Annotated in this window: 23 protein-coding genes; 10 read left to right on the top strand and 13 right to left on the bottom strand. The window is 70.0% G+C overall.

The window, feature by feature from the left end; translation table 11 throughout:
- Positions 1–196: 196 nt before the first annotated feature.
- The gene (locus H5411_RS34685; protein ID WP_183126237.1) at positions 197–907 is read right to left on the bottom strand and encodes a TetR/AcrR family transcriptional regulator; all 711 of its coding nucleotides are present in this window, start codon (positions 905–907) and stop codon (positions 197–199) included.
- Between the two features lie 69 nt (positions 908–976).
- Between H5411_RS34685 and H5411_RS34680 the strand changes: the two genes are divergently transcribed.
- The 3 genes from H5411_RS34680 (at position 977) to H5411_RS34670 (ending at position 2,615) form a co-directional block, all read left to right on the top strand.
- Positions 977–1,843 (top strand): alpha/beta fold hydrolase, encoded by an 867-nt coding sequence (locus H5411_RS34680; protein ID WP_183126236.1) that lies wholly within the window; start codon positions 977–979, stop codon positions 1,841–1,843.
- 92 nt (positions 1,844–1,935) lie between these two features.
- Complete coding sequence (locus tag H5411_RS34675; RefSeq protein WP_183126235.1) at positions 1,936–2,358, top strand: hypothetical protein; 423 nt, start codon at positions 1,936–1,938, stop codon at positions 2,356–2,358.
- 71 nt (positions 2,359–2,429) lie between these two features.
- The gene (locus H5411_RS34670; RefSeq protein ID WP_183126234.1) at positions 2,430–2,615 is read left to right on the top strand and encodes a DUF5302 domain-containing protein; all 186 of its coding nucleotides are present in this window, start codon (positions 2,430–2,432) and stop codon (positions 2,613–2,615) included.
- A 297-nt stretch (positions 2,616–2,912) separates the two neighbouring features.
- Here the strand turns inward: H5411_RS34670 and H5411_RS34665 are convergent, their stop codons facing one another.
- From H5411_RS34665 to H5411_RS34650, 4 genes are all read right to left on the bottom strand, one after another.
- Positions 2,913–3,986 (bottom strand): Glu/Leu/Phe/Val family dehydrogenase, encoded by a 1,074-nt coding sequence (locus tag H5411_RS34665; RefSeq protein WP_183126233.1) that lies wholly within the window; start codon positions 3,984–3,986, stop codon positions 2,913–2,915.
- A gap of 147 nt (positions 3,987–4,133) precedes the next feature.
- Positions 4,134–5,333 (bottom strand): kynureninase, encoded by a 1,200-nt coding sequence (locus H5411_RS34660; RefSeq protein ID WP_183126232.1) that lies wholly within the window; start codon positions 5,331–5,333, stop codon positions 4,134–4,136.
- Positions 5,330–6,121 (bottom strand): tryptophan 2,3-dioxygenase, encoded by a 792-nt coding sequence (locus tag H5411_RS34655; RefSeq protein ID WP_183126231.1) that lies wholly within the window; start codon positions 6,119–6,121, stop codon positions 5,330–5,332. Before H5411_RS34655 ends, H5411_RS34660 begins: the two co-directional genes overlap by 4 nt.
- 8 nt (positions 6,122–6,129) lie before the next feature.
- The gene (locus H5411_RS34650) at positions 6,130–6,903 is read right to left on the bottom strand and encodes a PaaX family transcriptional regulator (protein WP_101434417.1); all 774 of its coding nucleotides are present in this window, start codon (positions 6,901–6,903) and stop codon (positions 6,130–6,132) included.
- A gap of 88 nt (positions 6,904–6,991) precedes the next feature.
- On the opposite strand from H5411_RS34650, the gene H5411_RS34645 reads away from it, so the two are divergent.
- Entirely contained in the window at positions 6,992–7,696 is a 705-nt protein-coding gene (locus tag H5411_RS34645) for an SDR family NAD(P)-dependent oxidoreductase (RefSeq protein ID WP_101433978.1), read from the top strand.
- Positions 7,693–8,520 (top strand): enoyl-CoA hydratase family protein, encoded by an 828-nt coding sequence (locus H5411_RS34640; protein WP_101433977.1) that lies wholly within the window; start codon positions 7,693–7,695, stop codon positions 8,518–8,520. Before H5411_RS34645 ends, H5411_RS34640 begins: the two co-directional genes overlap by 4 nt.
- 23 nt (positions 8,521–8,543) lie before the next feature.
- Here H5411_RS34640 and H5411_RS34635 read toward each other — a convergent pair whose 3' ends face one another.
- From H5411_RS34635 to H5411_RS34620, 4 genes are read right to left on the bottom strand one after another with little or no spacing between them, the layout of a single operon-like run.
- Positions 8,544–9,464, bottom strand: coding sequence for an SMP-30/gluconolactonase/LRE family protein (locus H5411_RS34635; protein ID WP_101433976.1), 921 nt, complete (start codon positions 9,462–9,464; stop codon positions 8,544–8,546).
- Positions 9,465–9,473: 9 nt separating this feature from the next.
- Positions 9,474–10,130: a histidine phosphatase family protein gene (locus H5411_RS34630; protein ID WP_101433975.1), complete on the bottom strand. Its 657-nt coding sequence runs from the start codon at positions 10,128–10,130 to the stop codon at positions 9,474–9,476.
- 13 nt (positions 10,131–10,143) lie between these two features.
- Positions 10,144–10,899, bottom strand: coding sequence for an SDR family oxidoreductase (locus H5411_RS34625; RefSeq protein ID WP_101433974.1), 756 nt, complete (start codon positions 10,897–10,899; stop codon positions 10,144–10,146).
- Positions 10,900–10,943: 44 nt separating this feature from the next.
- Positions 10,944–11,144, bottom strand: coding sequence for a hypothetical protein (locus H5411_RS34620; RefSeq protein WP_101433973.1), 201 nt, complete (start codon positions 11,142–11,144; stop codon positions 10,944–10,946).
- Between the two features lie 509 nt (positions 11,145–11,653).
- On the opposite strand from H5411_RS34620, the gene H5411_RS34615 reads away from it, so the two are divergent.
- Positions 11,654–12,592, top strand: coding sequence for a hypothetical protein (locus tag H5411_RS34615; RefSeq protein WP_183126230.1), 939 nt, complete (start codon positions 11,654–11,656; stop codon positions 12,590–12,592).
- Between the two features lie 124 nt (positions 12,593–12,716).
- Here H5411_RS34615 and H5411_RS34610 read toward each other — a convergent pair whose 3' ends face one another.
- Positions 12,717–14,342, bottom strand: coding sequence for an acyl-CoA synthetase (locus H5411_RS34610; RefSeq protein ID WP_183126229.1), 1,626 nt, complete (start codon positions 14,340–14,342; stop codon positions 12,717–12,719).
- A gap of 196 nt (positions 14,343–14,538) precedes the next feature.
- Here H5411_RS34610 and H5411_RS34605 point away from each other — a divergent pair, with 196 nt between their 5' ends.
- Both H5411_RS34605 and H5411_RS34600 read left to right on the top strand, forming a co-directional pair.
- Complete coding sequence (locus tag H5411_RS34605; RefSeq protein WP_183126228.1) at positions 14,539–16,233, top strand: bifunctional 3'-5' exonuclease/DNA polymerase; 1,695 nt, start codon at positions 14,539–14,541, stop codon at positions 16,231–16,233.
- 152 nt (positions 16,234–16,385) lie between these two features.
- The gene (locus H5411_RS34600; RefSeq protein ID WP_246369628.1) at positions 16,386–16,784 is read left to right on the top strand and encodes a hypothetical protein; all 399 of its coding nucleotides are present in this window, start codon (positions 16,386–16,388) and stop codon (positions 16,782–16,784) included.
- Positions 16,785–16,787: 3 nt separating this feature from the next.
- Here the strand turns inward: H5411_RS34600 and hrpA are convergent, their stop codons facing one another.
- The 3 genes from hrpA to H5411_RS34585 all read right to left on the bottom strand — a co-directional run bounded on the left by hrpA (position 16,788) and on the right by H5411_RS34585 (position 22,291).
- Positions 16,788–20,663 (bottom strand): ATP-dependent RNA helicase HrpA, encoded by a 3,876-nt coding sequence (hrpA, locus tag H5411_RS34595; protein WP_183126227.1) that lies wholly within the window; start codon positions 20,661–20,663, stop codon positions 16,788–16,790.
- Between the two features lie 76 nt (positions 20,664–20,739).
- A complete protein-coding gene (locus tag H5411_RS34590; RefSeq protein WP_183126226.1) occupies positions 20,740–21,933 on the bottom strand; it encodes a cation:proton antiporter in 1,194 nt (397 codons plus the stop codon).
- A 40-nt stretch (positions 21,934–21,973) separates the two neighbouring features.
- Complete coding sequence (locus H5411_RS34585) at positions 21,974–22,291, bottom strand: hypothetical protein (RefSeq protein ID WP_183126225.1); 318 nt, start codon at positions 22,289–22,291, stop codon at positions 21,974–21,976.
- A 291-nt stretch (positions 22,292–22,582) separates the two neighbouring features.
- Here H5411_RS34585 and H5411_RS34580 point away from each other — a divergent pair, with 291 nt between their 5' ends.
- Positions 22,583–23,434, top strand: coding sequence for a chitosanase (locus tag H5411_RS34580; protein WP_183126224.1), 852 nt, complete (start codon positions 22,583–22,585; stop codon positions 23,432–23,434).
- A complete protein-coding gene (locus tag H5411_RS34575) occupies positions 23,398–23,982 on the top strand; it encodes a L,D-transpeptidase family protein (protein WP_183126223.1) in 585 nt (194 codons plus the stop codon). Before H5411_RS34580 ends, H5411_RS34575 begins: the two co-directional genes overlap by 37 nt.
- Positions 23,983–24,037 lie beyond the last annotated feature (55 nt).

The following is a 24,037-nucleotide window of genomic DNA, read 5'->3' as shown; positions in this document are numbered from 1 at the left end:
AAGGAGAGCCCCCGGCACCACGAGGGGGGAGGAAAGTGCCGGGGGCCCCTTCCGGAGGCGAGGCCCCCGGTAGCTGTCCACGCTACGCCGGGAAGGCATCGAATCGGTGTCAGTCGGCGCAGCGGCCGCCCGACTTTTCACCACGACCACGCGGACGGCCCAGTGCGGATGCTCACGCGGAGCAATTTCGCGAATTTCAGCCGCGCAGCCGGGCCAATCGGCAGGTGAGCCCGTCGAGGCAGCTGCGGATCGCGAAGTCGAACAGTCGCGGATGGTAACCGGCCGCGGCTTCGGGGTCGGTGAGCAGCTCGTGCATCGCCCGGCCGTGCGCGGCCATGCCGGGCAGGTCCTCGCGGTCCCGGTAGGAGGCGTATTCCTCGGTGTTGTCCAGGCGCAACGCGAGGCTGCAGTCCCGGTCGTCCTCCAGCGCGACGTACTGGCACGCGGTAGTCGTGAGCACGGTGTAGGCGAGCGGGCTCTCGTCGCCGAAGCCCGCGTCGAGCAGGATCCGCACCCCTCGTTCCATCGTGGGCGTGGCCGCGGCCACCGACGGGCCGAACGACGCCATCCGGCGCGCCGTGCCCGGATGCTTGCGCAGCACCTCGCGCAGGCCGGTCAGCAGTTCGACGAACCACTCCTGCCACTCCAGCTTGTCGTCGGGCAGCCGCAACTGGCCGACGACCCGGTCCAGCACCGCGCACACCACCGCGTCGCGGTCCCCGACGTGGTGGTAGACGACCGCCGGGTACGCGCCGATCGCGGCGGCCAGCTGCCGCAGCGTCCAGTTCTCCAAGCCGCGTTCGACGGTGAGCTTCACCGCCGCGTCGACCACCTTTTTCGCGGTGACCGCGGGCAGCCCGGCGGCGGAACGGGACCTGGCGCGCTGTCCGGCACGCGGAGTCGGCATGCCGTGCACCGTAACCGGCGACCGGCCGGCTCGGCCACACGCGGTTCCGTGCTGCGGCATGATCGGGGCATGCCACGCGCACAGGCCAACGGCCTCGAACTCGAGTACGACACGTTCGGCGACCCGGCCGCCCCGCCGGTCGTCCTGGTGATGGGACTCGGCGCCCAGATGATCACCTGGGAGGAGGGCTTCTGCGAGCTGCTCGCGAGCCGCGGTTTTTACGTCGTGCGCTTCGACAATCGCGACGCGGGCCTGTCCACCTGGTTCGACGAACTCGGCACGCCGGACCTCGCCGGGATCATCGCCGGCACGGCCCCGGCTCCGTATCTGCTCTCGGACCTCGCCGACGACACCGTCGGGCTGTTCGACGCGCTCGGTTTCGCGAAGGCGCACGTCGTCGGCGCTTCGATGGGCGGGATGGTCGCGCAGCAGCTCGCGATCGACCACCCGGACCGGCTGCTGAGCCTGACGTCGATCATGTCGACGACCGGCGACCCGTCGGTCGGCCAGGTCTCGCCCGCCGCGCTGGAGACGCTCACCCAACCGGCGCCGGAATCGCGCGAGGAGCAGATCGAACAGAGCATCGCGAACTACCGCGTGACGGGGTCGCCGGGCTATCCGGCTACCGAGGAATACCTGCGACGCAAGGCAACCCGGAACTACGACCGGGGACGGCACCCGGTCGGGATGCAGCGGCAGGCGGCCGCCGTCGTCGCGTCGGGCGACCGCACTGAACGACTGCACGACGTCCGGGTGCCGGCCGTCGTTCTGCACGGCGACTCCGACGTGATGATCGACGTGAGCGGCGGCAAAGCCACGGCGGCGGCGATCCCGGATGCGGAACTGGTCATCGTCCCGGACATGGGCCACGACCTCCCGGAACCGCTGTGGCCGGAGATCGTGGCCGCGATCGTCCGCGCGACCGCCCGCGCCTGAGGAGGTCAAGAAGCCGTCAATAACGAGCGCCGGGGCGTACGGAACCCGTCCATGCGTCCTGCCAAGCGTGCCCGCGCGGAGTGCCATGGGGCATGCGTACTGAAGGACGGCTCGCTGGCGGATTCGGTTTCCCGCTCGGTTGTGTGGCGGTAGTAGCGGCTGAGATCGGTGCAGACCTCGCTGGAGACACTGCGCATCCCAGCTATGCCGTCGCGGCCGTCGCGCTCGTGGTCGGCGCAGTGGCAGTGGTCACCACTCCCCTCGCCGCGGCCGGGGTGACGGCGGTGGGCTGGGCGGTGCTGTCCGGCTTCGCGTACGGCCGGTCCGGGGCTCTGGTTTTCACCGCGGTGACCGCCCGGGTCGCGGTGATCTTGGCTGGTGCGGCGGTGTTCGGGCTTGTGCTCGGTGCCGGTTGGCGCATGGTTCAGCGGGTTCGTCCGGTGTTCGCGGAAGCTGTCGTGCCGATGCCGCGGAAGGCTGGCGAACCGAGCCACCGCCGGGTGGCGTCACTGTGAAATGGCTCGCCAAGGTGCGCGAAGGGTGCCAGGCTGGCGGAGTACCACGTCGTCACCTTCGGAGGTCAGCCATGAGTGAAGCGCAACCGGCACCCAGCGACGGGGAGGGCGACGTCAAGCGGAAGTACCGCGAGGCGCTGGAGCGGAAACAGGCCAAGGCGCGCGAGGGGGCCGCTCACGAGAACGCCGGACAGCAGAGCCAGCACGCGCATGGGCCGGCGGCTAATAAGCGGACTTTTCGGCGTAAGAGCGGCTGATCGCCGCATAGAGAAATAGGTTCGTGGGGCACCCCGAAGCCCCATTGTGACGACGGTCTGGGGTTGCTTGTCAAGGCGGGAAAGATGCCTTGACAAGCAACCCCAGACCGCGTTTTGGCTTCGTATCGGGGTGCGGGGGTGGTGTGGGTGCCTGGCTGGGTGAGTGCACCGGTTGCGGTTCGCGACGGGGGCAGGCCTCGCGGTGGCGGGGGTGGGGGTGGGGCGCTGAGCGGTCCGTGAAGGGCTCCTTGCGGGAATCTGATTCCCGCAAGGAGCCCTTCACGGACTCTTGCGGAGTTACACCGTGAGGATCGAGCGCAGGCGGCCGACGTCGGTCATCCGGCGTTCGGCGAGGCGGTCGGCAGCGGCGGCGGGGGGCACGCCGTCGGCCTTCGCCAGTTCGTACACCGCCTTCGTGGTGTCGAAGATGGCCGCCGTCTTGCGCTGGGCTCGGGCGAAGTCGAAGCCGTGCCGTTCGTCGTCCACCTGGATCACGCCGCCCGCGTTCACCAGGTAGTCCGGGGCGAACAGGATGCCGCGGTCGTTCAGCAGCTTGTCGACGCCGGGGTGCGCGAGCTGGTTGTTGGCCGCGCCGCAGACGATCTGGGCGCGCAGGGCGGCCACGGTCTCGTCGGTGAGCACGCCGCCCATCGCGCAGGGCGCGAAGACGTCCAGTTCGGTCTCGATCATGGTGTCCACATCGGACACCACGTCGACGTCCGGGTACGCCGCACGGGCGCGTTCCACGGCGCTGGGCGCGACATCGGTGATCACCACGCGTGCGCCGGCCTCCACTAGGTGGCCGACGAGGATGTGGCCGACCTTGCCGACCCCGGCGACGCCGACGCGGCGGCCGGTCAGCTCGGGCACGCCCCACACCTGCTCCGCGGACGCGCGCATCCCCTGGTACACGCCGAAAGCGGTGAGCACCGAGGAATCTCCGGCCCCGCCGTCTTCTGGGGAACGTCCGGTGACGTGCCGGGTTTCGCGGGCGACGACGTCCATGTCGCGCACGTAAGTGCCCATATCGCAGGCAGTGATGTACCGGCCGCCGAGCGAGTCCACGAACCGGCCGTACGCGCGGAGAAGCGCTTCGGACTTCAGCGTGTTCGGGTCGCCGATGATGACGGCCTTGCCGCCGCCGAGGTCGAGGCCGGCGAGCGCGTTCTTGTACGCCATACCCTTGGAGAGCGCGAGAACGTCGTCCAGCGCGGCGTCCTCAGTGGCGTAGGGGTAGAACCGGGTGCCGCCGAGGGCCGGGCCCAGAGCGGTGGAGTAGATGCCGATGATGGCTTTCAGCCCACTGGCCTCGTCGTTGCAGAACACGACTTGCTCATGGCCGCTGTGCCGGCCGAACACGCCTTCGGTCACGGTGGTGACTCCTTTGTCTCCCACGCGGCTCGTGGCCGCGCGCATGTGTGAACGGTGCGCACCGGGGAACGGGGGTTGCCCGTTCCGCAGTGCACACCGTCAACCTACTTCGCCGTTCTCCAGGCCACCACCCGCATCCCGCGAGCTTCACCCCAGATCCGCGACAGCTTCCCGAAGTGTGGAAATCGCCGTTTCGAGCTGTTCATCGGACAGGTACGGCGCGGGGCCGAACCGCAGGTAATGCCCTCGGCTGTCGGTCCGCACGCCGCGCGCAGCCAAGCGTTCGCACAGGCACCCGGCGACCGGGCTGCGCAGCGAGAGGAAGCCGCCGATGCCGTCGAGCGAGGTCTCGCGGTCGCGGGTGACGACGTCGTCCGGCAGGCCGAGATCGTCGAAGCAGCGGGCGAGCAGGCCGACCTGATGCTGCGACACCTCGCGCAGGAACTCGGCGGTGAGTCCGTGCTCGGCGAAGAACTGCTGCACCCGCACGCCGCGGTAGTGGCTCGACGGGTCGTAGGTGGCTCCGGCGAACCGGTTGCCGCCAGGGGCGTACGCGACTTCGTCCGGCCGGCGTTCGTCGGCGAGTGCGCCGAATTCCGCGTACCAGCCGGTAATCACCGGGCGCAGCTCCTGCGCGTGCGCGGGCAGCCGCAGGAAGCAGTTCCCTTCGCCGAGTTGCAGGTACTTGTAACCGCCGCCGAGCACCCACGCGTTGGTGAGACCGAGGTCGTGCAGCGGGAACGGGACCGCGCCGACCGCGTGGTACGCGTCGACGACCAGCTCGACCGAGCGGCTCCGGCACGTTTCAGCCAGATGGGCGAGACCGGGCACGATCCAGGACGTCTCGAACAAGACCGCCGACGCGAGCACCGCGGCGGTGCGGCCGTCGACCTGTTCGGCGAGCCGTTCGGCCAGCGTCGCGACCGGTGCGGCGGGCACGCGGACGACCTCGACCCCCTCCTCGGCCAACCGGGTGAGCTGGCGGCGCAGAGTGTGGAATTCCCCGTCGGTGGTCACCAAGCGCGGCCGCTTCCGCAGCTCGATCGCGGACAGGAACCGCAGCACGAGTTCGTGGGTGTTCTGGCCGAGGGCGTAGTCGCCGTGCGGATCGGACAGCCACTTCCGGAACCCGTTCCGCAGCTCGTCGGCCTTCGCGAACGCCCGGCCCCACTTCTCGTCCACCTCCTCCGCGGCGTCGGCGAACGCTTCGCGCAGGCCCTCTTCGGCGACGTCCGGCCAGGCCTGGTGCGAATGCGCGGACAACAACAGCCGGTCGGCGACGCGGAACCGCGAATAGTGCGGGGCGAGCGCGTTTTCCTTGGCGCGCAAGGACTCCACTGTGGTCACAACCGGCTCCGGACGGCCCACAGGTCCGGGAACATCGGGTTGAACAGCGTGGTGCGCAGGTAGGCCGCACCGGACGAACCGCCGGTGCCGGTCTTGTCGCCGATCGTGCGTTCGACCATCTTCACGTGCCGGTAACGCCATTCCTGCAGGCCCTCGTCGAGGTCGACCAGCGCCTCGGCGAGCACCGACGGGCCGCCGTCGTCCTGGTAGACCTTCAGCAGCACTTCCTGCAGTTCCGGCGAGGGCTCCAGCGGACGGGTCACGTCGCGGCCCGTGTCGACCGGGTAGCCCTTTCCGGAGAGGTAGGCCAGGAACGAGTCGAACACCGACGGACGGCGCATCGCGTCGGCGATCCGGGTGCGCTGCTCGCCGCCGTCCGGGTAGTGCGCGAACACGCGCTCGTCGCGGCGGCCGAGCACCGCCTCCAGCTCGCGGAACTGGCCGGACTGGAAGCCGCTCGAAGCGTCGAGGCGGGCGCGGAAGCTGGTGAACTGGCTGGGCGTCATCGTCTCCAGCACGTCGATCTGCGCGACCACCACCTTCAGCACGGTCAGGATGCGGCGCAGCGTGCGGATCGAATGCGCGGTGTTGCCCGCTTCCAGGTTCTCCTGCAGGAACGCGGCCTCGTGCAGGATCTGCTTGAACCACAGCTCGTAGACCTGGTGGATCACGATGAACAGCAGTTCGTCGTGTTCGTCCGAACGCGGGCGCTGCGCGGCGAGCACCTCGTCGAGCGCCAGGTAGGACGTGTAACTGAGCGCGGCCTGGGTGTCGTCTGTTCCGGTCATCGGGTTCCTCATCTCGGGGACAGGGTTCGGTCGAAGTGGCGCTGAGCGGGTGGCGCGAGCGCCGAATACAGGTCGTGGAACAGCTTGACCGCCGCCGCCCGCGTCTGCGGCGCGGGGATCAGCCCGGACGGCAATTCCGGGTCCAGCGAAGGGAATTCGCGATAAGTGTGCACCAGCCGGGTGCGCACGGCGAACGCTTCCGGGTCGCTGAGATCCTTCGGGCAGTCGCCGAATTCGGCGACGAACGCGGCGTAGCGGGCGGACAGTCCGTCGAGGTCCCAAGCCCGTCCGGCGAGCTGGCGCACGTCCAGCGCGGCGGACGGCGTGCCCAGCATCAGACCGGCGTGTTCGGCGACTTCGAGTTCGGAGAGCAGCGCAAGCACCTCGGCCTCGCGGTCGTGCGGGGCGAGCCAGGTGCCGTCCTGGACCGGGCCGAACCCGAGGAACCGCAGCCGCCGCACCAGCCGTTCGCGGGAGGTGCGCCGGGTCTCCGGGATGTTCTGCCACAGCACGGTCCAGGTCCCGGCCGGTTCGTCCCGGCGGCCGAGTCCGAAGATCCGCCGGTCGCCGTCGTCGAGCAGGGCGACCGTGCGCGGGGTCAGCGAGTAGTGCACCAGCCTGCCCTCGCGGTGCCGGGACAGCAGGCCGCGGCGCACCAGCCGAGTCAGCGCGATCCGGGCCGCGCCGTCGGAGAAGCCCAGCTCGTGCAGCAGCGCGACAAGCCCGCCGGACCACACGCGCCTGCTCTCGCGCGGGCGCACGTAGCTGCCCAGCAGCGTCATCACGAGCTCCTGGGGCGTGCGGGCGGGTTCGGTGTCGGGCACGAGGCAACTCTATACACCTCAGCCCGCTGCGGTGTAGCTTTCGGGAGTGAGCAGTTTTTCCGACCGAGTCGTCGTGGTCACCGGCGGCACCCGCGGCATCGGCGCGGCCGTCGCCGAGCGGTTCCGCGACGCCGGCGCGACCGTGCACTCCCCCGGCCGCGCCGAATGCGACGTGACCGACGAAGCCGCCGTCCGCGCGTACTTCGCCCGGCTCGGACCGGTCGACGTGCTGGTCAACAACGCCGGGGTGTCCTCGAGCGCGCCACTGGCGAAGACCGGTCTCGACGACTGGCGCGGCCAGTTCGAGGTGAACGCGACCGGCGCGTTCCTGTGCACCCGCGAGGTGTTGCCGGGCATGCGCGAACGCGACTACGGACGGATAGTCACGGTCGCGTCGACCGCGGGATTGGCCGGGGCGCGCTACACCTCGGGCTACACCGCGTCGAAGCACGCGGCGGTCGGGCTGATGCGTGCGGTGGCGGCGGAAGTGGCTGGCACGGGCGTCACGGCGAACGCGGTGTGCCCGTCGTTCGTGCGCACCGACATGACCGCGACGTCGGTCGCCCGGATCCGTGAGCGCACCGGCCGCGACGAAGCCGACGCGGAAGCCGCGCTCGCCGCCGCCTCCCCGCTCGGACGACTGCTCGAACCCGGCGAAATCGCTTACGCCGTGGAGTTTTTCGCCGCCCCGGAGGCGGCCGCGATCAACGGACAGACCCTCGTACTCGACGGTGGAGGAATCCAGAAATGAGCCCGTTCCGCGCCAGTGTCCCGCTCACGAAATCGTGGGAGCACTTCGAGTTCACGGTGGACGACGGGGTCGCGACGGTGACCTTCGACCGTCCGGAAAAACTCAACGCTCTCACCTTCGACGTCTACGCCGACCTGCGCGACCTCGTCGCCGAACTGCCGCATCGCGGCGACGTGCGGGTGCTCGTGCTCACCGGGAAGGGCCGCGGGTTCTGCTCGGGCGGCGACGTCGAGGAAATCATCGGCGAACTGCAGAAAATGGACACGGCGGAACTGCTCGAATTCACGCGGATGACCGGCGCGGTGGTGAAAGCCATGCGCGAAACGCCGATCCCGATCATCGCGGCGATCAACGGCGTCGCGGCGGGCGCCGGTTCCGTGCTCGCGCTGGCGAGCGATTTCCGGCTGCTGGCCGAATCGGCGAAGTTCGCCTTCCTGTTCACCAAGGTCGGCTTGGCGGGCGCCGACATGGGTTCGGCGTATCTGCTGCCGCGCCTGGTTGGCCTCGGCCGCGCGACGGAACTGCTGATGCTGGGTGACAAACTTCCCGCCGCGCGGGCCGAAGCGATCGGGCTGGCGAACCGGGTGGTCCCCGACGACGAGCTGGCCGGCGAGGCCGCCGCACTGGCGCGACGGCTCGCGGACGGCCCGGCCCTGGCGTACTCCACCACGAAGGTGCTGCTGACCCGCGAACTCGACAGCGATCTCGGGAGCTCGATCGAGCTGGAAGCCATCACGCAGGCGCTGCTGATGACCGCCAAGGACCACAAGGAGTTCTACGCCGCGTGGTCCGCCGGCCGCAGTCCACAGTGGACCGGACGCTGATTTCCCGCTTCACAGACAGCTGATCAGAGGTCGGTGTAGGCGATCGCGTTTTCTTCCAGGGAGCCGAACCACAGGCGGCCGTGGTACTCGCGGATGCCCACGAGCAGGTGGAAACCCGGGATCTCGCCGCGCAGTTCGCGCACCACCGCACCGTCCGGATCGACGGCGACCGCGCCCACCCGGCGTTTCGGCGCGGGCTGCAGCGAAGCCGGCAACGCGCGGACCGCCGTCCGGACCGGCGCGGGAAGACGGCGCACGAGGTCGAGCGCACGCAGCCGCGGACTGGCCTCGGTGATCCAGATCAGCCCGTCCGAACCGGTCGCGATGTTGTCCGGGAAACCCGGCAGGTCGCCGATCAGGACGTCGAGGTCGCCCGCGCGCGGACCGGTCAGCCAGACCCGGCTGACCCGGCACGCGCCGGTTTCGGCGACCGCCACATAGGACTCGTCCGGCGGCAGCGCGACGCCGTTCGCGAACTGGAGACCGTCGACGAGCAGGTCGATGTGCCCGTCCGGCGTGCGGCGCAGCAGCCGTCCGCCCGCGGTCTGCTCGATGAGGTCGTCGCGCCAGTTGTCGATGCCGAAGCGACGCGAGGAATCCGTGAAGTAGACCGTGCCGTCGGCGGCGACCGCGGCGTTGTTGCAGAACACGAAGTCGAGCCCGGCGCCGGAGGTCGCGAGAGTCGTGATCTCGCCGCCGGCCAGCGGCATGGTCAGCAACCCGGCGCGGGCGTCGCAGATCAGGAGTTCGCCGTCGCCGTACAGCTCCAGTCCGAGCGGGCGGCCGCCGGTGTCGCCGACCAGGTCGATCCGCCGTCCGTCCGGCGAAACCCGCAGGATCCGGCCGTCGTCGACGCCGGTGTAGACCCGGCCCTCGGCGTCCACGACCACGTCTTCCGGACCGTGCCCGTTCACCGGCACGATCGTGACCTCACCGAACTGCACGACGGCCTCCTACCGGTAGCTGAGCAGCCGCGCGGTCTCGCCTTCGAGATGCGGATGCTCGTTGAAGGACAACAGAGTCACGCCGCCGCGACCGGATGCCAGCTTCGTGATCCCGGTGTTCACGGTGACGCGGTTCAGCTTCAGCAGCCCGGGCCCGGGCGTGCCCAGCAACGACCCGGCGACCGCGCCCAGCACGCCGCCCGAGGTGAACACGAGCCCGTTCTCGCCCTTGCCCAGCGAACCGACCAGCTCGGCCAGCGCCGCCGTGCAACGGTCGAGGAAAGCGGGCCAGCTTTCCGTGCACGGACCACTGTCGCCGGAGCCGACCCACGCGGTCAGAGCGGCGTCCAGCAACCGCTGGTACTCGCGCGAATCCTCTTGCGGCGCACCGCCCGCGTGATGCCGCGCGATGTCGACGTGGTCGTATTCGTTCCACCGTTCGTCCTCGACCACCGGCACGTCGCAGCCGAGGACCTTCAGCGCCGTCGCCGCGGTGTCCCGCTGGCGGGCCAGCGTTCCCGAGCGCACCTGCGCGAACTCGACCCCGCGCCGCTTCAGTTCCGCACCGACCAAAGTGGACTGTTCGAAGCCCAGCGGCGACAACGCGTCGTAATCCGCCGCGCCGAACGACGCCTGGCCGTGCCGGATCAGGTAGATCGCACCCATTTATGCCGTCCCGTCAGGAAAACGTCCGCAGCAACCGGCCCGGAGCCAAGCGTACCGCGAGACTCAGCGGCACCCAGGGCCACGAAGGGACGTACGCGCGCTTGGGTTCCGCTTCGATCGCCTTCACCAGCGCGTGCGCACCGGCCTCGGCCGACACCATCAGCGGATTGCGCTTGGTCGAGCGCGCGGTCATCTCGGAGCTGATGTAGCCGGGCCGCACGTCGGTGACCTTGATGCCGTGGTCGCTCAGCTCCAGCCGCGCGCCCTCGGCGAACGCGGAGATCCCGGCCTTCGACGCGGAGTACGCGGTGAGGTTCCGGGGAAAACCGCGCAGCGCCATGAACGACGAGATCACCGCGAGATGCCCGTCGCGCTGCTCGCGGAAGATGCCCGCCGCCGCCTCGATCTGGGCCACCGCGCCGACGAGGTTGGTCTCGAGGGTCTGCCGGTTGGCGTCGAACCGTCCCGCGCCGACCGGCTGTCCCTTGCCGAGCCCGGCGTTGACGATCACGCGGTCGAGCCGGCCGAGTTCCGACCGGAATTCCTCGAACACCTTGAAGACGCGGTCGTGGTCGGTGACGTCGAGCGCGCGCGTGACGACGGCGATCCCCGGGTACGCGGCGCGCAGCTGCGCGGCCAGGTCGTCGAGCCGGTCGGTGCGCCGGGCGCACAGCGCGAGATTGCGGCCGCGGGCGGCGAACTGCCGGGCCATTCCCTCGCCGAGACCGGAGCTGGCTCCGGTGATCAGGATGTTCTGCCGCAAGACCATGCCCGGAGCCTACCCGCTGGTAACCAGCCTGGCGGTGGCGCGGCTCACCCCGCCGTCCACCTCCGGTCCGCGCGTTCCCGGCTGCCGGGGATCAGCCGGAACAGGAATTTCGGCACCGCCCCGGAGAAGTAGTAGGTCTTGCCGTCGATCTCCAGCGCGTGCTCCGGCTTGCCCGCGGGTGCTTTGCTCGCGGGACCGAGACTCAGCGCGAAGGCGCACTTGCCGTCGAATTCCGGTGCGGCCATCTCACGCCCCCTGCCGCGGAAGGATTTCCCGCACGCCGACCGTGCGGGTCCCGGCGGCTTCCGGCGGCGCCTGGGCCGACTGGTCAGCACGGGAAAGAAGAAGGAATTTCACCATTTCGACCACCTGCGATCGAGGGAAATCGCCCCGCGGACGGGGATCCCGCTCATCGTCTGCCGCCCCGGCCGCGGGCGCAAGTCACGGCGGATCCGCGCGGATGACCGGTGGCCCGGCCTCTGGGGGCATGCCGGGCCACCGGTTCCGGGCGCGGCCGCCGGCCGGGCGCGGGGCGCGGTCCGCGCTGCCGGGGCCGAGGCTCCGGACGCGCCGGGGGCGGCGCGTTCCGTCCTGGCTATGGAAGCGCGACGGCGCAGGTCACGGCAATGGTTCACAGTTGCCAGTACTAGCCCGTTCGTCCGAGTCCCGCGGCGCTGTGCCTGGTCCGGCGGCTGCTACCGTGCCTGTGTCGGGCTCGGCACGGTCGGTTACCAGCGGGGGCGGGCGGCGGGACATGACGCAGCGGCATGCGGACCACGCCGGTCCGGACACCGACGGAGGTGCCCGGACCGCGTTCGCGAGCGCGCTGCGCGCCGCGATCGGAGCGAGCGGCCTTTCCCTGGACCGGATCCAGGCACGGTTGCGCGCCCGGGGAGCGACGGTCAGCGTCACCGCGCTCAGCTACTGGCAGTCGGGCAAACGCCAGCCGGAACGCGCCGGGTCGCTGTCGGCGGTGCGGGTGCTGGAGGAAATCCTCGACGTCCCCGACGGCGCGCTGCTCGGCTTGCTGCCGCCGCCCCGTCCGCGCGGCGCGAGCAGACGCGACCGGGCGGGCGAGGAACCGGTCACGTTCACCCGCGAGATCCTGCAGCCGCTGCTGGAACGCGTCGGCGCGCCCGACGCGCTGGACCAGCAGCACCAGCTGAAGCTCGTCGGCCTGCACGACCGCTGCGAGATCGCGGCCGACGGCGGCCAGCGCGCGGTCACCTCGCGCGCGGTGTTCCAGTCCGGTGCGGACGGTCAGGACCGCTGGCTGCTGGTGTACGCACAGGGCGACGCGACCGCGGTGCCCGATCTGCAGCCGGTGCGCAACTGCCGCGTCGGCCGCGCCGAAGTCGACGACGACCACGGAATCCTGGTGGCCGAACTGCTCTTCGACCGCGCACTGGAACGCGGCGAGACGCACCTCATCGAGTACACCCTGCGCAACTCCGGGCCGCCGTACCCGCGATGCCGGTCGACGCACTACCGGGAATTCCGCCGCCCGGTCCGCGAATACCTGCTGGAGGTCCGCTTCGACCCGACCGCGGTGCCCGCGCGGTGCTGGCAGTACGCGAACGCCACCGACGAACCGCCCGCCCGCCGCCGGCTGCGGCTGGACAGCGGCAACGGCGTGCACGCGGTCGCGCTGGACTTCGGCCCGGGGATTTTCGGCATCGGCTGGGATTCGTGAGCCTGGCTGCTCGATCGCGGCCGGAGCGCGCCGAAGACGCCGGGAAGGCAGCGGCGGCACCGGTCCATCAGCCGAAATCCGTGCTCGCGCGGCTCCTTGCCTGCCGGGCTTTTCCTCACCCCGCTCAGCTCAGCTTGTTCCGCAACACTTTCCCGGTCGCGTTGCGCGGCAACTCGTCCAGGAACTCCACATCCCGCGGCACCTTGTAGCGCGCCAGGTTCGCCTTCACGTACTCGCGCACGCCGTCCTCGTCGAGCGTCGAGCCCTCGGTCCGCACCACGAACGCCTTGAGCCGCTCGCCGAAGTCCGCGTCCTCGACCCCGATCACCGCCGCCTCGAGGACGTCTTCGCGTTCCACCAAGAGGTTCTCCACCTCGATCGGGAACACGTTCTCGCCGCCGGAGACGATCATTTCGTCGTCGCGGCCGTCGATGAACAGCAGGCCGTCCTCGTCGAAGTGGCCGACGTCGCCGCTCGAGAGCAGGCCGTCGATGATCTCCTTGTTGCGGCCGTCGGTGTAGCCGCCGAAGCTGAGCCCGCTGCCGACGAACACCCGTCCGGTCACGTGCGGCTCGGTGATCTTATTGCCGTGTTCGTCGTACAGCGCGACGCGGCAGCCGACCGGCGCGCGGCCGACCGTGCCCGGCGCGCGCTTCCAGTCCTCCGGCGTGGCGACCGTCGCCACCGCCACTTCCGTGGAGCCGTACAGGTTATGCACGACGTCGCCGAACTCCTCGTTCGCCCGGTTGCCGAGATCCGGCGACAGCGCGGACCCGGCGACGAAGATGATCCGCAGGCACGAGGTGTCGTAACGGTCGCGGACTTCCTTCGGCAGGTCGACGATCCGCTGCAGCATCGTCGGCACCAGCACGAGCGCGGTGCACCGGTGCGTGGCGACGCCCTTCAGCGTGGCCTCCGGGTCGAACTTCCGGCGCATCACCACCGTGCAGCCGAGCGCGAAGCTGAGGATGAACTGCGACAGCCCGGTGCCGTGGAACAGCGGCGCGCCCATGAAGGTCGCTTCGCCGGCTCGCAGCGGGATGCGGTCGAGGAACTGCGCCGAGGCCAGCGCGGACGTATGCGGTCGCGGCGCACCCTTGGGCGTGCCGGTGGTGCCGCTGGTGAGCAGCACGAACCCGCCGGGCTTGGCGGGCGCGGGCATTGGCCGGTCGTCGGTGCTGGCGATGATCTCGGCGAGCACCGGGATCTCGTGCCCGCCCGGCTCGTCCACCCAGGCGAGGTAGCGGTCGACGTTCTCGTCGATCGCGTCGAGCAGGCCGGTGAACTCCTGGTCGTAGACGAGCGCGGTGACGCCCTCGCGCTTGGCGACGTCGGCGAACTGCGGTTTGGCGAAACCGGTGTTCATCAGCAGCAGCCGCGCGCCGAGCTTGCCCGAGGCGGCCATCGTGAGCACGAGCCCGCGGTGGTCGCGGCACAGCGCGGCGATCACCGAACCGGGGCCGAGGCCGCGCTGCGACCAGGCGCGGGCGAGCGCGTTGGACTGGTCGTCGAGCTGCTTGAACGTGAGCGGGCCGAGGTCGTCGACGATCCCGACGGCCGTCGAATCGCGCCGGGCCGCGATGTGGTTCGCGCCGGCGAACGGGCCGTACTTGCGGATCGCGACGAGGGACCGCAAGCCCTCGTCGAGGCGGGGAAACGGCACCAGCCCGGCGCGGCGCATCACCTCGACGCTGCGCACGGTCTCGGTCAGCTTCCCGGCCACCTGGCCGGCCAGCTCGGCCACACTCATCCGGGCACCTCCATTGCTGCGGCGGGAGCGCCCACGCCGACGGTCTCCGTACCGCCGGTATGGGAGTTACTCGACAGTAAAGCAAGGCCCGGCCGCGCACCAGTGCCCGGCCGGGGAGGAATCTCCCGCACCGGTCGCCGAGCCTCCGTGAGCCGGGCGGGCGGAAATTGTCGGTGGTGGTCCGCACAATGTGACAGTGCAGGTGATCACCGGCCGGGAGGAGGACTCCGGCTACACGATCGAGGGCCCCTCGGGGACCCTCCGCGGGCTTTCGCGCGCCGACTGGGTCGACGAGGTGCGTCGGCTGGAGGCGGCCGAGAGCCCGCGCTGGGTGCTGCCCTCGGCCGAGGAGATCTATCCCACGCTGATCAAGGCCGGGGTGCGGCTGAGCCGGTGCCAAGACCTGTCGCTAGCCGAAGGGCTGCTGCTCGCCTACGAGGGCCGGGAGGGCGAATCGCGCAGTTTGCGGGCCGCGTGGGCCCGGGCGAACGGGGACGAACCGCCCGACGACGGCCCGGCCTTCGGCGAGGACGCGCAGCCCACGCTGTTCTCCCCGCGCGGCCCTGGCCTGCCGCCGGGAGTCACCGTCGCCGCGGCGGCCCGGCGAGTACTGGCCGAACAGGAGAAACGCGTCGCCGCCACCGAGGCTCCCGCCCGGATGCGGCTGCTGCTCGCGGCCGAATCGGCCAGCGCGCTGGCCGCCGCGGAAATCTCCGCCGCCGGGCTGCCCTGGCGCGCCGACCGGCACCTGCGGTTGCTGGAAGAACGGCTGGGGCCGCGCGTACCGGCTGGTCAGCGTCCGAAAGCCCTCGTCGACCTCGCCGCGAAGATCTCGGACGCGCTGGGCGGACGGCCGGTCAACCCAGACTCCTCGGCCAGCATCGTGCGCGCACTGGCCAGGGAAGGCATCGAAATCCCGGCGGCCCGGAAGTACCTGCTGCAGGAGATCGACCACCCCGCGGTCGCGCCGCTGCTGGAGTACAAGGAACTCTCGCGGCTGCACTCGGCCAACGGCTGGGCGTGGCTGGACGAATGGGTCACCGACGGACGCTTCCGCCCGCACTACGTGGTCGGCGGCGTGGTGTCCGGTCGCTGGGCCACCCGGGGCGGCGGGGCGCTGCAGATCCCGCGCGCGCTGCGCTCGTGCGCGTCCGCGGACCCCGGCTGGAAGCTCGTCGTAGCCGACGGCGCGCAGCTGGAGCCGCGCGTCCTCACCGCCCTGTCCGGCGACCGCCGCCTGGCCGAAGTCGCCGCGGCCACCGATTTGTACGCGCGCTTGGCGGAAGCCCTGTTCTCCGGTACCCGCTACGTGCCGCTCCGCCCCGGGGATACGCGAGACGACCGTTCCCGCGCGAAGATCGCCATGCTGTCCGCGATGTACGGCGGCTCCTCCGGCGAGGCCGGGCCGCTGCTCGCGTTGCTGCGCCAGCGTTTCCCGGATGCGGTGTCCTATGTGGAGCGTGCCGCCGCGGCGGGCGAGCGAGGCGAACGAGTCCGGTCCCGGCTGGGCCGCACCTCCCCGGCCCCGTCCGCCGCCTGGCGAGCGTTGACCGGCGGACTCACCGAGGACGAGGCCACGGAAACCCGCGCGCGGCGAGCGTCCCGCAGCTGGGGCCGGTTCACGCGGAACTTCGTGGTGCAAGCCAGCGCGGCCGACCTGACGGCGGTCCTGCTGGCCACCCTGCGCGGCCGGCTGCCCGCACCGGCGCATCTGGTGTTCTTCCTGCACGACGAGGTGATCGTGCACTCGCCCGCGGAACTGGCGGACGAGGTCGCGGCGATCGTGGAGGCGTCGATCCAGGAAGCCGCCCGCCTGGTCTTCGGCGAGGCCTGCCCGGTGCGGTTCCCGATGCACGCGAAACCGGTGGACACGTATGCGGAGGCGAAGTGATCAGCTGACTCAGGGTTCCCAGCTACCACATGGCGGCATTCGGGAAATCCATCCGGGGGAACGCGCAGTTGCCGTCGGTCGCGCTTGCCGCGAGACGTTCCACCGCAAAGGCGCTATCCAGAAGCCGAGAATGATCAGTACCGTCGTCCGCCATGGTGGGGAGAAAAACAAAACACAAGTTCGGCACCTTCTGGAGCTTTCTTGCCTTTGTCGCTGTCGTGGCCCTGTGGACAATCCCGGCGTTAGGGCCGGGTGTCATCGCCGTTCTATCCGCGTTCGTGGTGCTGTATTGCCTCTTCCAAGCACCGACCTGGTGTTGTGCCAGCACCCGGAAGAACGAGTTCTGCCGGAACAACGCGAATGGCATCCTGCTCGGTTGTCATATCCGGCAGCACAAGTGGCAAAAGCTGAAGATGGCGTTCAGAGAGCAGCGCGCGGCGGAGGCATTGCGCAAGATGCTCAGCAACATCAGCGGTGTGGCCGCCTCGCTATCCGCGGTCGCGGGCACGATTTCAGCGAGCGCCGCCACGGTCACGCTCCTGGTGAAGTGATCCTCAGGCCAGTGCGTCGTCCAGCGCCTTCGTGATCCGCTTCAACGACACCGGATGCGCCGTCCCCAGCGTCTGTGCGAAGAAGCTCACCCGGAGCTCCTCGATCATCCACCGCACTTCCGCCAGCGCCGGCGAAGACGTGCCCGGCGGCAAGGCGGCCACCGCGTCCTCGTACTCCTTCGTGATCCACGCGACGTCAGCCATGCGCTGCAGGTCCCGGGTCTGCTCCAGCGGCAGCTTCTCCAGCCGCCGCTCGATGCCGCGCAGATACCGGACCACGTTCGGCAGGCGATCGGCGCCGGTCTCGGTCACGAAGCCCGCGTGTACCAAACCGTCCAGCTGACGCCGGATGTCCGCCAGCGATTCGGCCGGGCCGCGAGTGTCCGCCAGGCGCGTTTCGACGTCGATGGCCGCGCGCAGGATCCGCTCGACCTCCGTCAGCACCTCCAGCACCTTCGGGTTCAACCCCGCCCGCACCTTCTCCAGCAGCGCGGCGAAACCCGCCTCGTCCCAGGCCGGGCCGCCCGCCGAGGCCATCAGCGCGTCCACGGCACAGTCGACGCAATCCTCCAGCAAGCTCGCGACGCTGCCGTGCGGGTTGCGGTTCAGCACGAGCTTCGAGGAGTTCGACAGCGACCGCGTAATGAACTTCATCGGCGAGTTCAGGTTCAGCCGCAGCATCCGCCGGGTCCCGGCCCACATCGCGTGTTGCTGTTCGGCGGGCGTGTCGAGCAGCCGCACGGCCACCGACTTGCCCTCGTCCACCAGCGCCGGGTACGCCTTCACGTCGTGGCCGCGCCGGGTCGAAGCGAACACCTTCGGCAGCTCGCCGAACGACGGCTGCACCAGGCCAGCCTTCTCAATGCTGTTGGCCGCCTTGGAAATGGTCTCCCGCACGCGCGGCGCGAGCCGGCGCTTCAGCTCGTCCAGATCCTTGCCCTCGGCCACTCGCTTGCCGCGCTCGTCCACTACACGGAAGGTGATCCGGAGGTGGTCCGGCACCGCCGAGAGATCCCACGCCGAATGCGGAATGTCGATGCCGCGCATCGCGTGCAACTCGTCGCCCAGGATGTCGAGCAGCGGACCGTCCGAAGGGGACATGCGCGTCAACGCGTCAGCGGCCGTGTCGAGAGCCGGGACGAAGTTGCGGCGCAACGCTTTCGGCAGCGACTTGATCAGCTGCGTCACCAGTTCGCCGCGCAGGCCGGGCACCTGCCAGTCGAAACCGTCCGGCGTCACCTGGTTCAGCACCGGCAGCGGGAGGTGCACGGTCACGCCGTCGGCGTCCGCGCCGGGCTCGAACTGGTAGGTCAGCTTGAACACATGCGTGCCCTGCGTCCACGAGTCCGGGTAGTCCGATTCGCGGACCGCGCCCGCGACCTCGTTGATCAGCATGGACTTCTCGAACGACAGCAGGTCCGGCTCGGTCCGCCGCGCCTTCTTCCACCAGCTGTCGAAATGCCGCACGGACACGACGTCCTCGGGCACGCGCGCGTCGTAGAACTCGTACAGCGTCTGGTCGTCCACCAGGATGTCGCGCCGCCGGGCCCGGTTCTCCAGGTCCTCGACCTCGTCCAGCAGCGCGCGGTTCTCGGCGAAGAACCGGTGGTTCGTCTGCCAGTCGCCCTCGACCAGCGCGTGCCGGATGAACATCGCGCGCGAGATCTCCGGGTCGATCCGCCCGTAGTTCACCCGCCGGTCGGCGACCAGCGGCACGCCGTACAGCGTCACCTTCTCGGTCGCTATCACCGCGCCCTGCTTGCGCTCCCAGTGCGGCTCCGAATACGAACGCTTCACCACGTGCTGCGCGAGCGGTTCGACCCAGTCCGGCTCGATCCGCGCGTTCACCCGGCCCCACAGCCGCGACGTCTCCACCAGCTCTGCTGACATCACCCAGCGCGGCTGCTTCTTGAACAGCGCCGAACCGGGGAACACCGAGAACCGGGCCCCGCGCGCGCCGAGGTAGTCGCCCTTCGCCGGGTCCTTGAGCCCGATGTGCGACAGCAGCCCGGAAATCAGCGCCGTGTGCACGTGCTGCGGTTCGGCGGGCGTGGTGTTCAGCGTGATGCCGAGCGGTTTGGCGAGCTGGCGCAGCTGGCCGAAGATGTCCTGCCACTCGCGGATCCGCAGGTAGTTCAGGTACTCGGTGCGGCACATCCGGCGGAACTGGTTGCCGGACAACGTCTTCTGCTGTTCGCTGACGTACTCCCACAGCTTGAGGTAGGAGAGGAAGTCCGACGTCGGATCGGCGAACCGGGCGTGCTGCGCGTCGGCGGCCTGCTGCTTTTCCGCCGGCCGTTCGCGCGGGTCCTGAATGGACAGTGCGGCGGCGATGATCATCACCTCGCGCACGCAGCCGTTCCGCGCGGCCTCCAGCACCATCCGGCCCATCCGCGGGTCCACCGGCAGCAGCGCGAGCTTGCGGCCGACCTCGGTGAGCTTCGAGGAATCGCCCGCCTCGAACGCGCCGAGCTCCCGCAGCAGCTGCACGCCGTCGGTGACCTGGCGGCGGTCCGGCGGCTCCACGAACGGGAACGCGTTCATGTCGCCCAGCCCGAGCGACGTCATCTGCAGGATGACCGACGCCAGGTTCGTCCGCAGGATCTCCGGATCGGTGAACTCCGGCCGCGACTCGAAGTCTTCCTCGGAGTACAGCCGGATGCAGATGCCGTCCGAGGTCCGCCCGCACCGGCCCTTGCGCTGGTTCGCCGACGCCTGCGAAATCGCCTCGATCGGCAGCCGCTGGACCTTCGTGCGGTGGCTGTAGCGCGAGATGCGCGCGGTCCCCGGGTCGATCACGTACTTGATCCCGGGCACGGTCAGCGACGTCTCGGCGACGTTCGTGGCCAGCACGATCCGCCGTCCGGTGTGCCGCTGGAACACGCGGTGCTGGTCGGCCGCGGACAGCCGCGCGTACAGCGGCAGCACCTCGGTGTTCCGCAGCTCCAGCCGGTTCAGCACGTCGGCGGTGTCGCGGATCTCGCGTTCGCCGGAGAGGAACACGAGGATGTCGCCGGGGCCCTCGCCGGACAGCTCCTGGACCGCCTCCGCGATCGCCTGCGTCTGGTCGCGGTCCGGGTCGCCCTCGGGGTCGTCCGGGTCCACGAGCGGGCGGTAGCGCACCTCGACCGGGTAGGTCCGGCCGGAGACCTCGACGATCGGCGCGTCGTCGAAATGCCGCGAGAACCGCTCCGGGTCGATCGTCGCCGAGGTGATGATCACCTTCAGGTCGGGGCGGCGCGGCAGCAGCTGCTTGAGGTAGCCGAGGATGAAGTCGATGTTGAGGCTGCGCTCGTGCGCCTCGTCGATGATCAGCGTGTCGTACTGGCGCAGCATCCGGTCGGTCTGGATCTCGGCCAGCAGGATGCCGTCGGTCATCAGCTTGACCAGGGTGTCCTGGCCGGACTGGTCGGTGAACCGGACCTTGTAGCCGACGGTGTCGCCCAGTTCGGTCTTCAGCTCGCTGGCGATCCGGTCGGCGACCGTGCGCGCGGCCAGCCGGCGCGGCTGGGTGTGCCCGATCTGCCCGCGTACCCCGCGGCCCAGCTCGAGGCAGATCTTCGGCAGCTGCGTGGTCTTGCCCGACCCGGTCTCCCCGGCGACGATCACGACCTGGTGGTCGCGGATCGCGTCGCCGATCTCGTCCTTCAGCCTGCTGACCGGCAGCTCGGCGGGGTACTCGATCTTCGGCACGCTTTCGCGGCGCTGCTGCACGCGCAGCAGCGCCGTTTCGACGTCGGCGGCGATGCGCTCAGCCGTCTGCTGCTTGTCGCGAGACCGGCGCGCGCCGTCGAGACGACGGCGGAGCCGGTGCTCGTCGCGCAGCATCAATTCGGGCAGCTGGGCGCGCAGCTCTGCGAGGGGAGATGGAGTGGACATACTTGGGCCAAGGATAGCCGTGCGTGACCGCCGTGGCTTCCGAATATGCCGCGAGTGACAGCCCGGCGGCCCCGGTTCACGCCACCGGGGCCGGGCGCGGCCGCACGAGCTTCGCCGGGAGCAGCCAGGTCAGCCGGTCCGAGCGGAGCACGGCGAGCGGTCCGATCACGACCAGGAGCAGCACGTATCCGGCGACGAACGGGGCCACCCGCGCGTCCAGGCCGGCCGCGGTCGCCATCGTCGCCAGCACCAGCGAGAACTCCCCTCGGGTGAGCACGGTCAGGCCGATGTTCACGCCCTCCTGCCGGTCGAAGCCGTGCAGCCGGGCGGCGAAGACACCGGCGGCGAGGTTCAGCACCAGCGTCAGCACGACCGCGGCGAGCACCGGGAGGACGACCGTGCCGACCGCGCCCGGGTCGATCGACAGCCCGAAGATGAAGAAGAACAGCGCGCCGAACGCGTCCCGCAACGGCAGCACCAGTTTGTGCACCCGCGGCGCGACCTGGGAATTGCCGAGCATCATGCCGACCATGAACGCGCCGATCGCGTCGGACACGCCCACCTCCTCGGCCACCGCGGCGCCGAGCACGGCCACGCCGACGAAGCAGACGGTCAGCAGTTCGTCGTCCGCGGAACCGAACAGCCGCGAGACCAGCCGTCCGCCCCAGCGGGCCAGCGCGGCGAGCACGAGCAGGAAGCCGAACGCCTTGCCGAAGTCGGCGAGTGCCGCGCCGAAGCCGTCCGCACCGCTCAGCACCGGCTGCAGCAGCGCGAGATACAGCGCGAGGAAGAGGTCTTCCAACACGATGATGCCCATGACGAGCCGGGATTCCCGGTTGTTCATCCGCCGGGTTTCCAGCAGCAGTTTGGTGACGATGGCCGAGGACGAGATGCCGATCGCGCCGGCGATCACCAGCGCCTCGCGCGCGCCCCAGCCGAGCGCGAAGCCGAACGCGAGCCCGCCGCCGACATTCAGCACGAGGTAGGCCAGCCCCGCGCCGGCGAGTCTGGCGCCGCCGCGGGCGAGGTCGTCGAGCGAGAACTCCAGTCCGAGATAGAAGAGCAGGAACACGAGACCGAGCCCGGCCAGCACGCCGAACTCGGCTGGATCGTCCACAAGGGACAGTCCGGGGGTGTGCGGGCCGAAGACGAAACCGGCCAGCATGAACAGGGGAATCGTGGGCAGCCCGATCCGGGCGCCGACGCGGGCGAGGGCGCCGGCGGCGAGAAACGCGCCGCCGACGGCCAGCAAAGCATGACCGTTGCTCATGAAATCCTCCGAAAGCCAGGCACAGGCGGGGAACGAGTACTCAGCGATCAGGAGGGGCGCGCGCCGCGGCGGACGCGGGTGCGCGGTCCAGTTCGACCGGCGGTGCGGCGGCGAACGGAACGGTGCGCCGATCAGGCCGGGCGAGGCGGATCTCGCCCGGGGTGTCGGCGAGCGGCAACGGGTGCGCCGCGACAAGATGCGGGCCCTGTTCCTGGACCAGGGCCGGTTCGGGGTCGTGCGGTTTCGGGCCTGCCGGTCCCGGACCGGGGACAGCCACGCCGAGCAGGAGCAGCGCGGCGAGCAGCAGGACGAAGATGGACCGGTGCCGCGGCGCGGGAGCGGCGGCAGCAGTCGTCATCTCAGATTGAGTTTACCATGTCTTTAACGTGTGCCGAGCGCTCCGCTTTGAGTCCACAATAGACAATCCGGCGCCGGAACCTCCCGCCTCCGGCCATTCTCCGGTAATCCGCAGTGTCCATAGTGGACCGGCGATGTTCACATCCGTGAAATCTCGGCGCATCCCTTGCCCCGCCGGTTCACGCTCGGTTATCGTGACGCTACGCCGCAGCAGTACCCGGAACCGGTCCCTCGCGAGAGGATTCGCCGGTCCGGCCGCCTTGCCCACGTACCGCGGAAAGGGATTCCCTTCATGCGCAAGACGATGCGGCCCGCTCTGGTCGCCGGTCTCACGGCTGCCTCAGCCCTCGCCCTCGTGCTCGGCACTCCCGCTGTCTCGGCCGCCGCCGTGCCCGCCCCGCTCGCCGCTTCGGCGTCGTCCGTGCTCGGCTCGGGCGGTGACCTCGCGTCTCCGGAAAAGAAGGAGATCGCGATGGAGCTGGTGTCGAGCGCGGAGAACTCGTCGCTCGACTGGAAGAAGCAGTACTCCTACATCGAGGACATCGGCGACGGCCGCGGCTACACCGCGGGCATCATCGGGTTCTGCTCCGGAACCGGCGACATGCTCGAATTGGTGCAGGCCTACACCAATTCGGTGCCGGACAACCCGCTGGCGAAGTTCCTGCCCGCGCTGGAAAAGGTCAACGGCTCCGCTTCGCACGAAGGTCTCGGCTCGGCCTTCGAAAGCGCGTGGAAAGAGGCAGCGGCCACGAAGGAATTCCAGGCCGCGCAGGACAGCGAACGCGACCGCGTTTACTTCGATCCGGCGGTGAACCAAGGAAAATCCGACGGTCTCGGCGCGCTCGGCCAGTTCATTTACTACGACGCCATCGTGATGCACGGCCCCGGCACGAGCACCGACAGCTTCGGCGGCATCCGCGACGCCGCGCTGGCGAAGGCCAAGCCGCCGGCCCAGGGCGGTGACGAAACCGCCTATCTCAAGGCGTTCCTCGACGCGCGCAAGGTGGTCATGAAGAAGGAAGAAGCACATGCGGACACGTCCCGCGTCGACACCGAACAGCTGGTGTTCCTCAACGACGGCAACCTCGATCTGCACACGCCGCTGAAGTGGAAGGTCTACGGCGACCCGTACGAGATCAACTGAACCCGCAGCAGGTTCTCGCGGTCAGCGCACGCAGCGCGTCCGCGTGCGACCACGACGGCGACCGCTGGGTACGGGCACTCGATCCGTACCCAGCGGAAGTCGGCGCGCAAGGAATCGGCGCCGCACGCGAAGGGCTTTCCGTTACCCCGGCCGGAATCTGGTCGCTCACCGAGGCCTTCGGCATCGCCCCGAACCCCGGCACCCGGCTCCCCTACCACCAAGTGACCACTTCGGACTGGTGGGTGTCCGATGTGCACTCTCCGCTGTACAACACGCATTACCGAGGCGAGTCAGGTCCGTTCGACGAAGCCGCCGGAGAGAATCTCGGCGCCGCGGGACCGGCGTACGCGCACGCGGTGGTGATCGACTACAACCGCTCGCCAGTCGTGCCCGGCGCCGGTTCGGCGTTCTTCCTGCACGTGGCCACCGGCGGGCCGACCGCTGGCTGCGTCGCCCTGGCACCCGGCGACCTGCTCGCCGTCCTGCGCTGGCTCGATCCCGCCCGGAATCCCGTCATCGCAATAACTGATCGGCCGTCCGCGTGTTGACGATCCGGTCCGGCCCGATGCCCGCCTTTTCCGCGCGCTCGCAGCCGTAGACCTG

The sequence above is a fragment of the Amycolatopsis echigonensis genome, from assembly GCF_014174495.1.
Lineage (GTDB): Bacteria > Actinomycetota > Actinomycetes > Mycobacteriales > Pseudonocardiaceae > Amycolatopsis > Amycolatopsis echigonensis.
The sequence above is the reverse complement of the archived record's forward strand: the minus strand, read 5'-3'. Positions and strand labels throughout refer to the sequence as shown.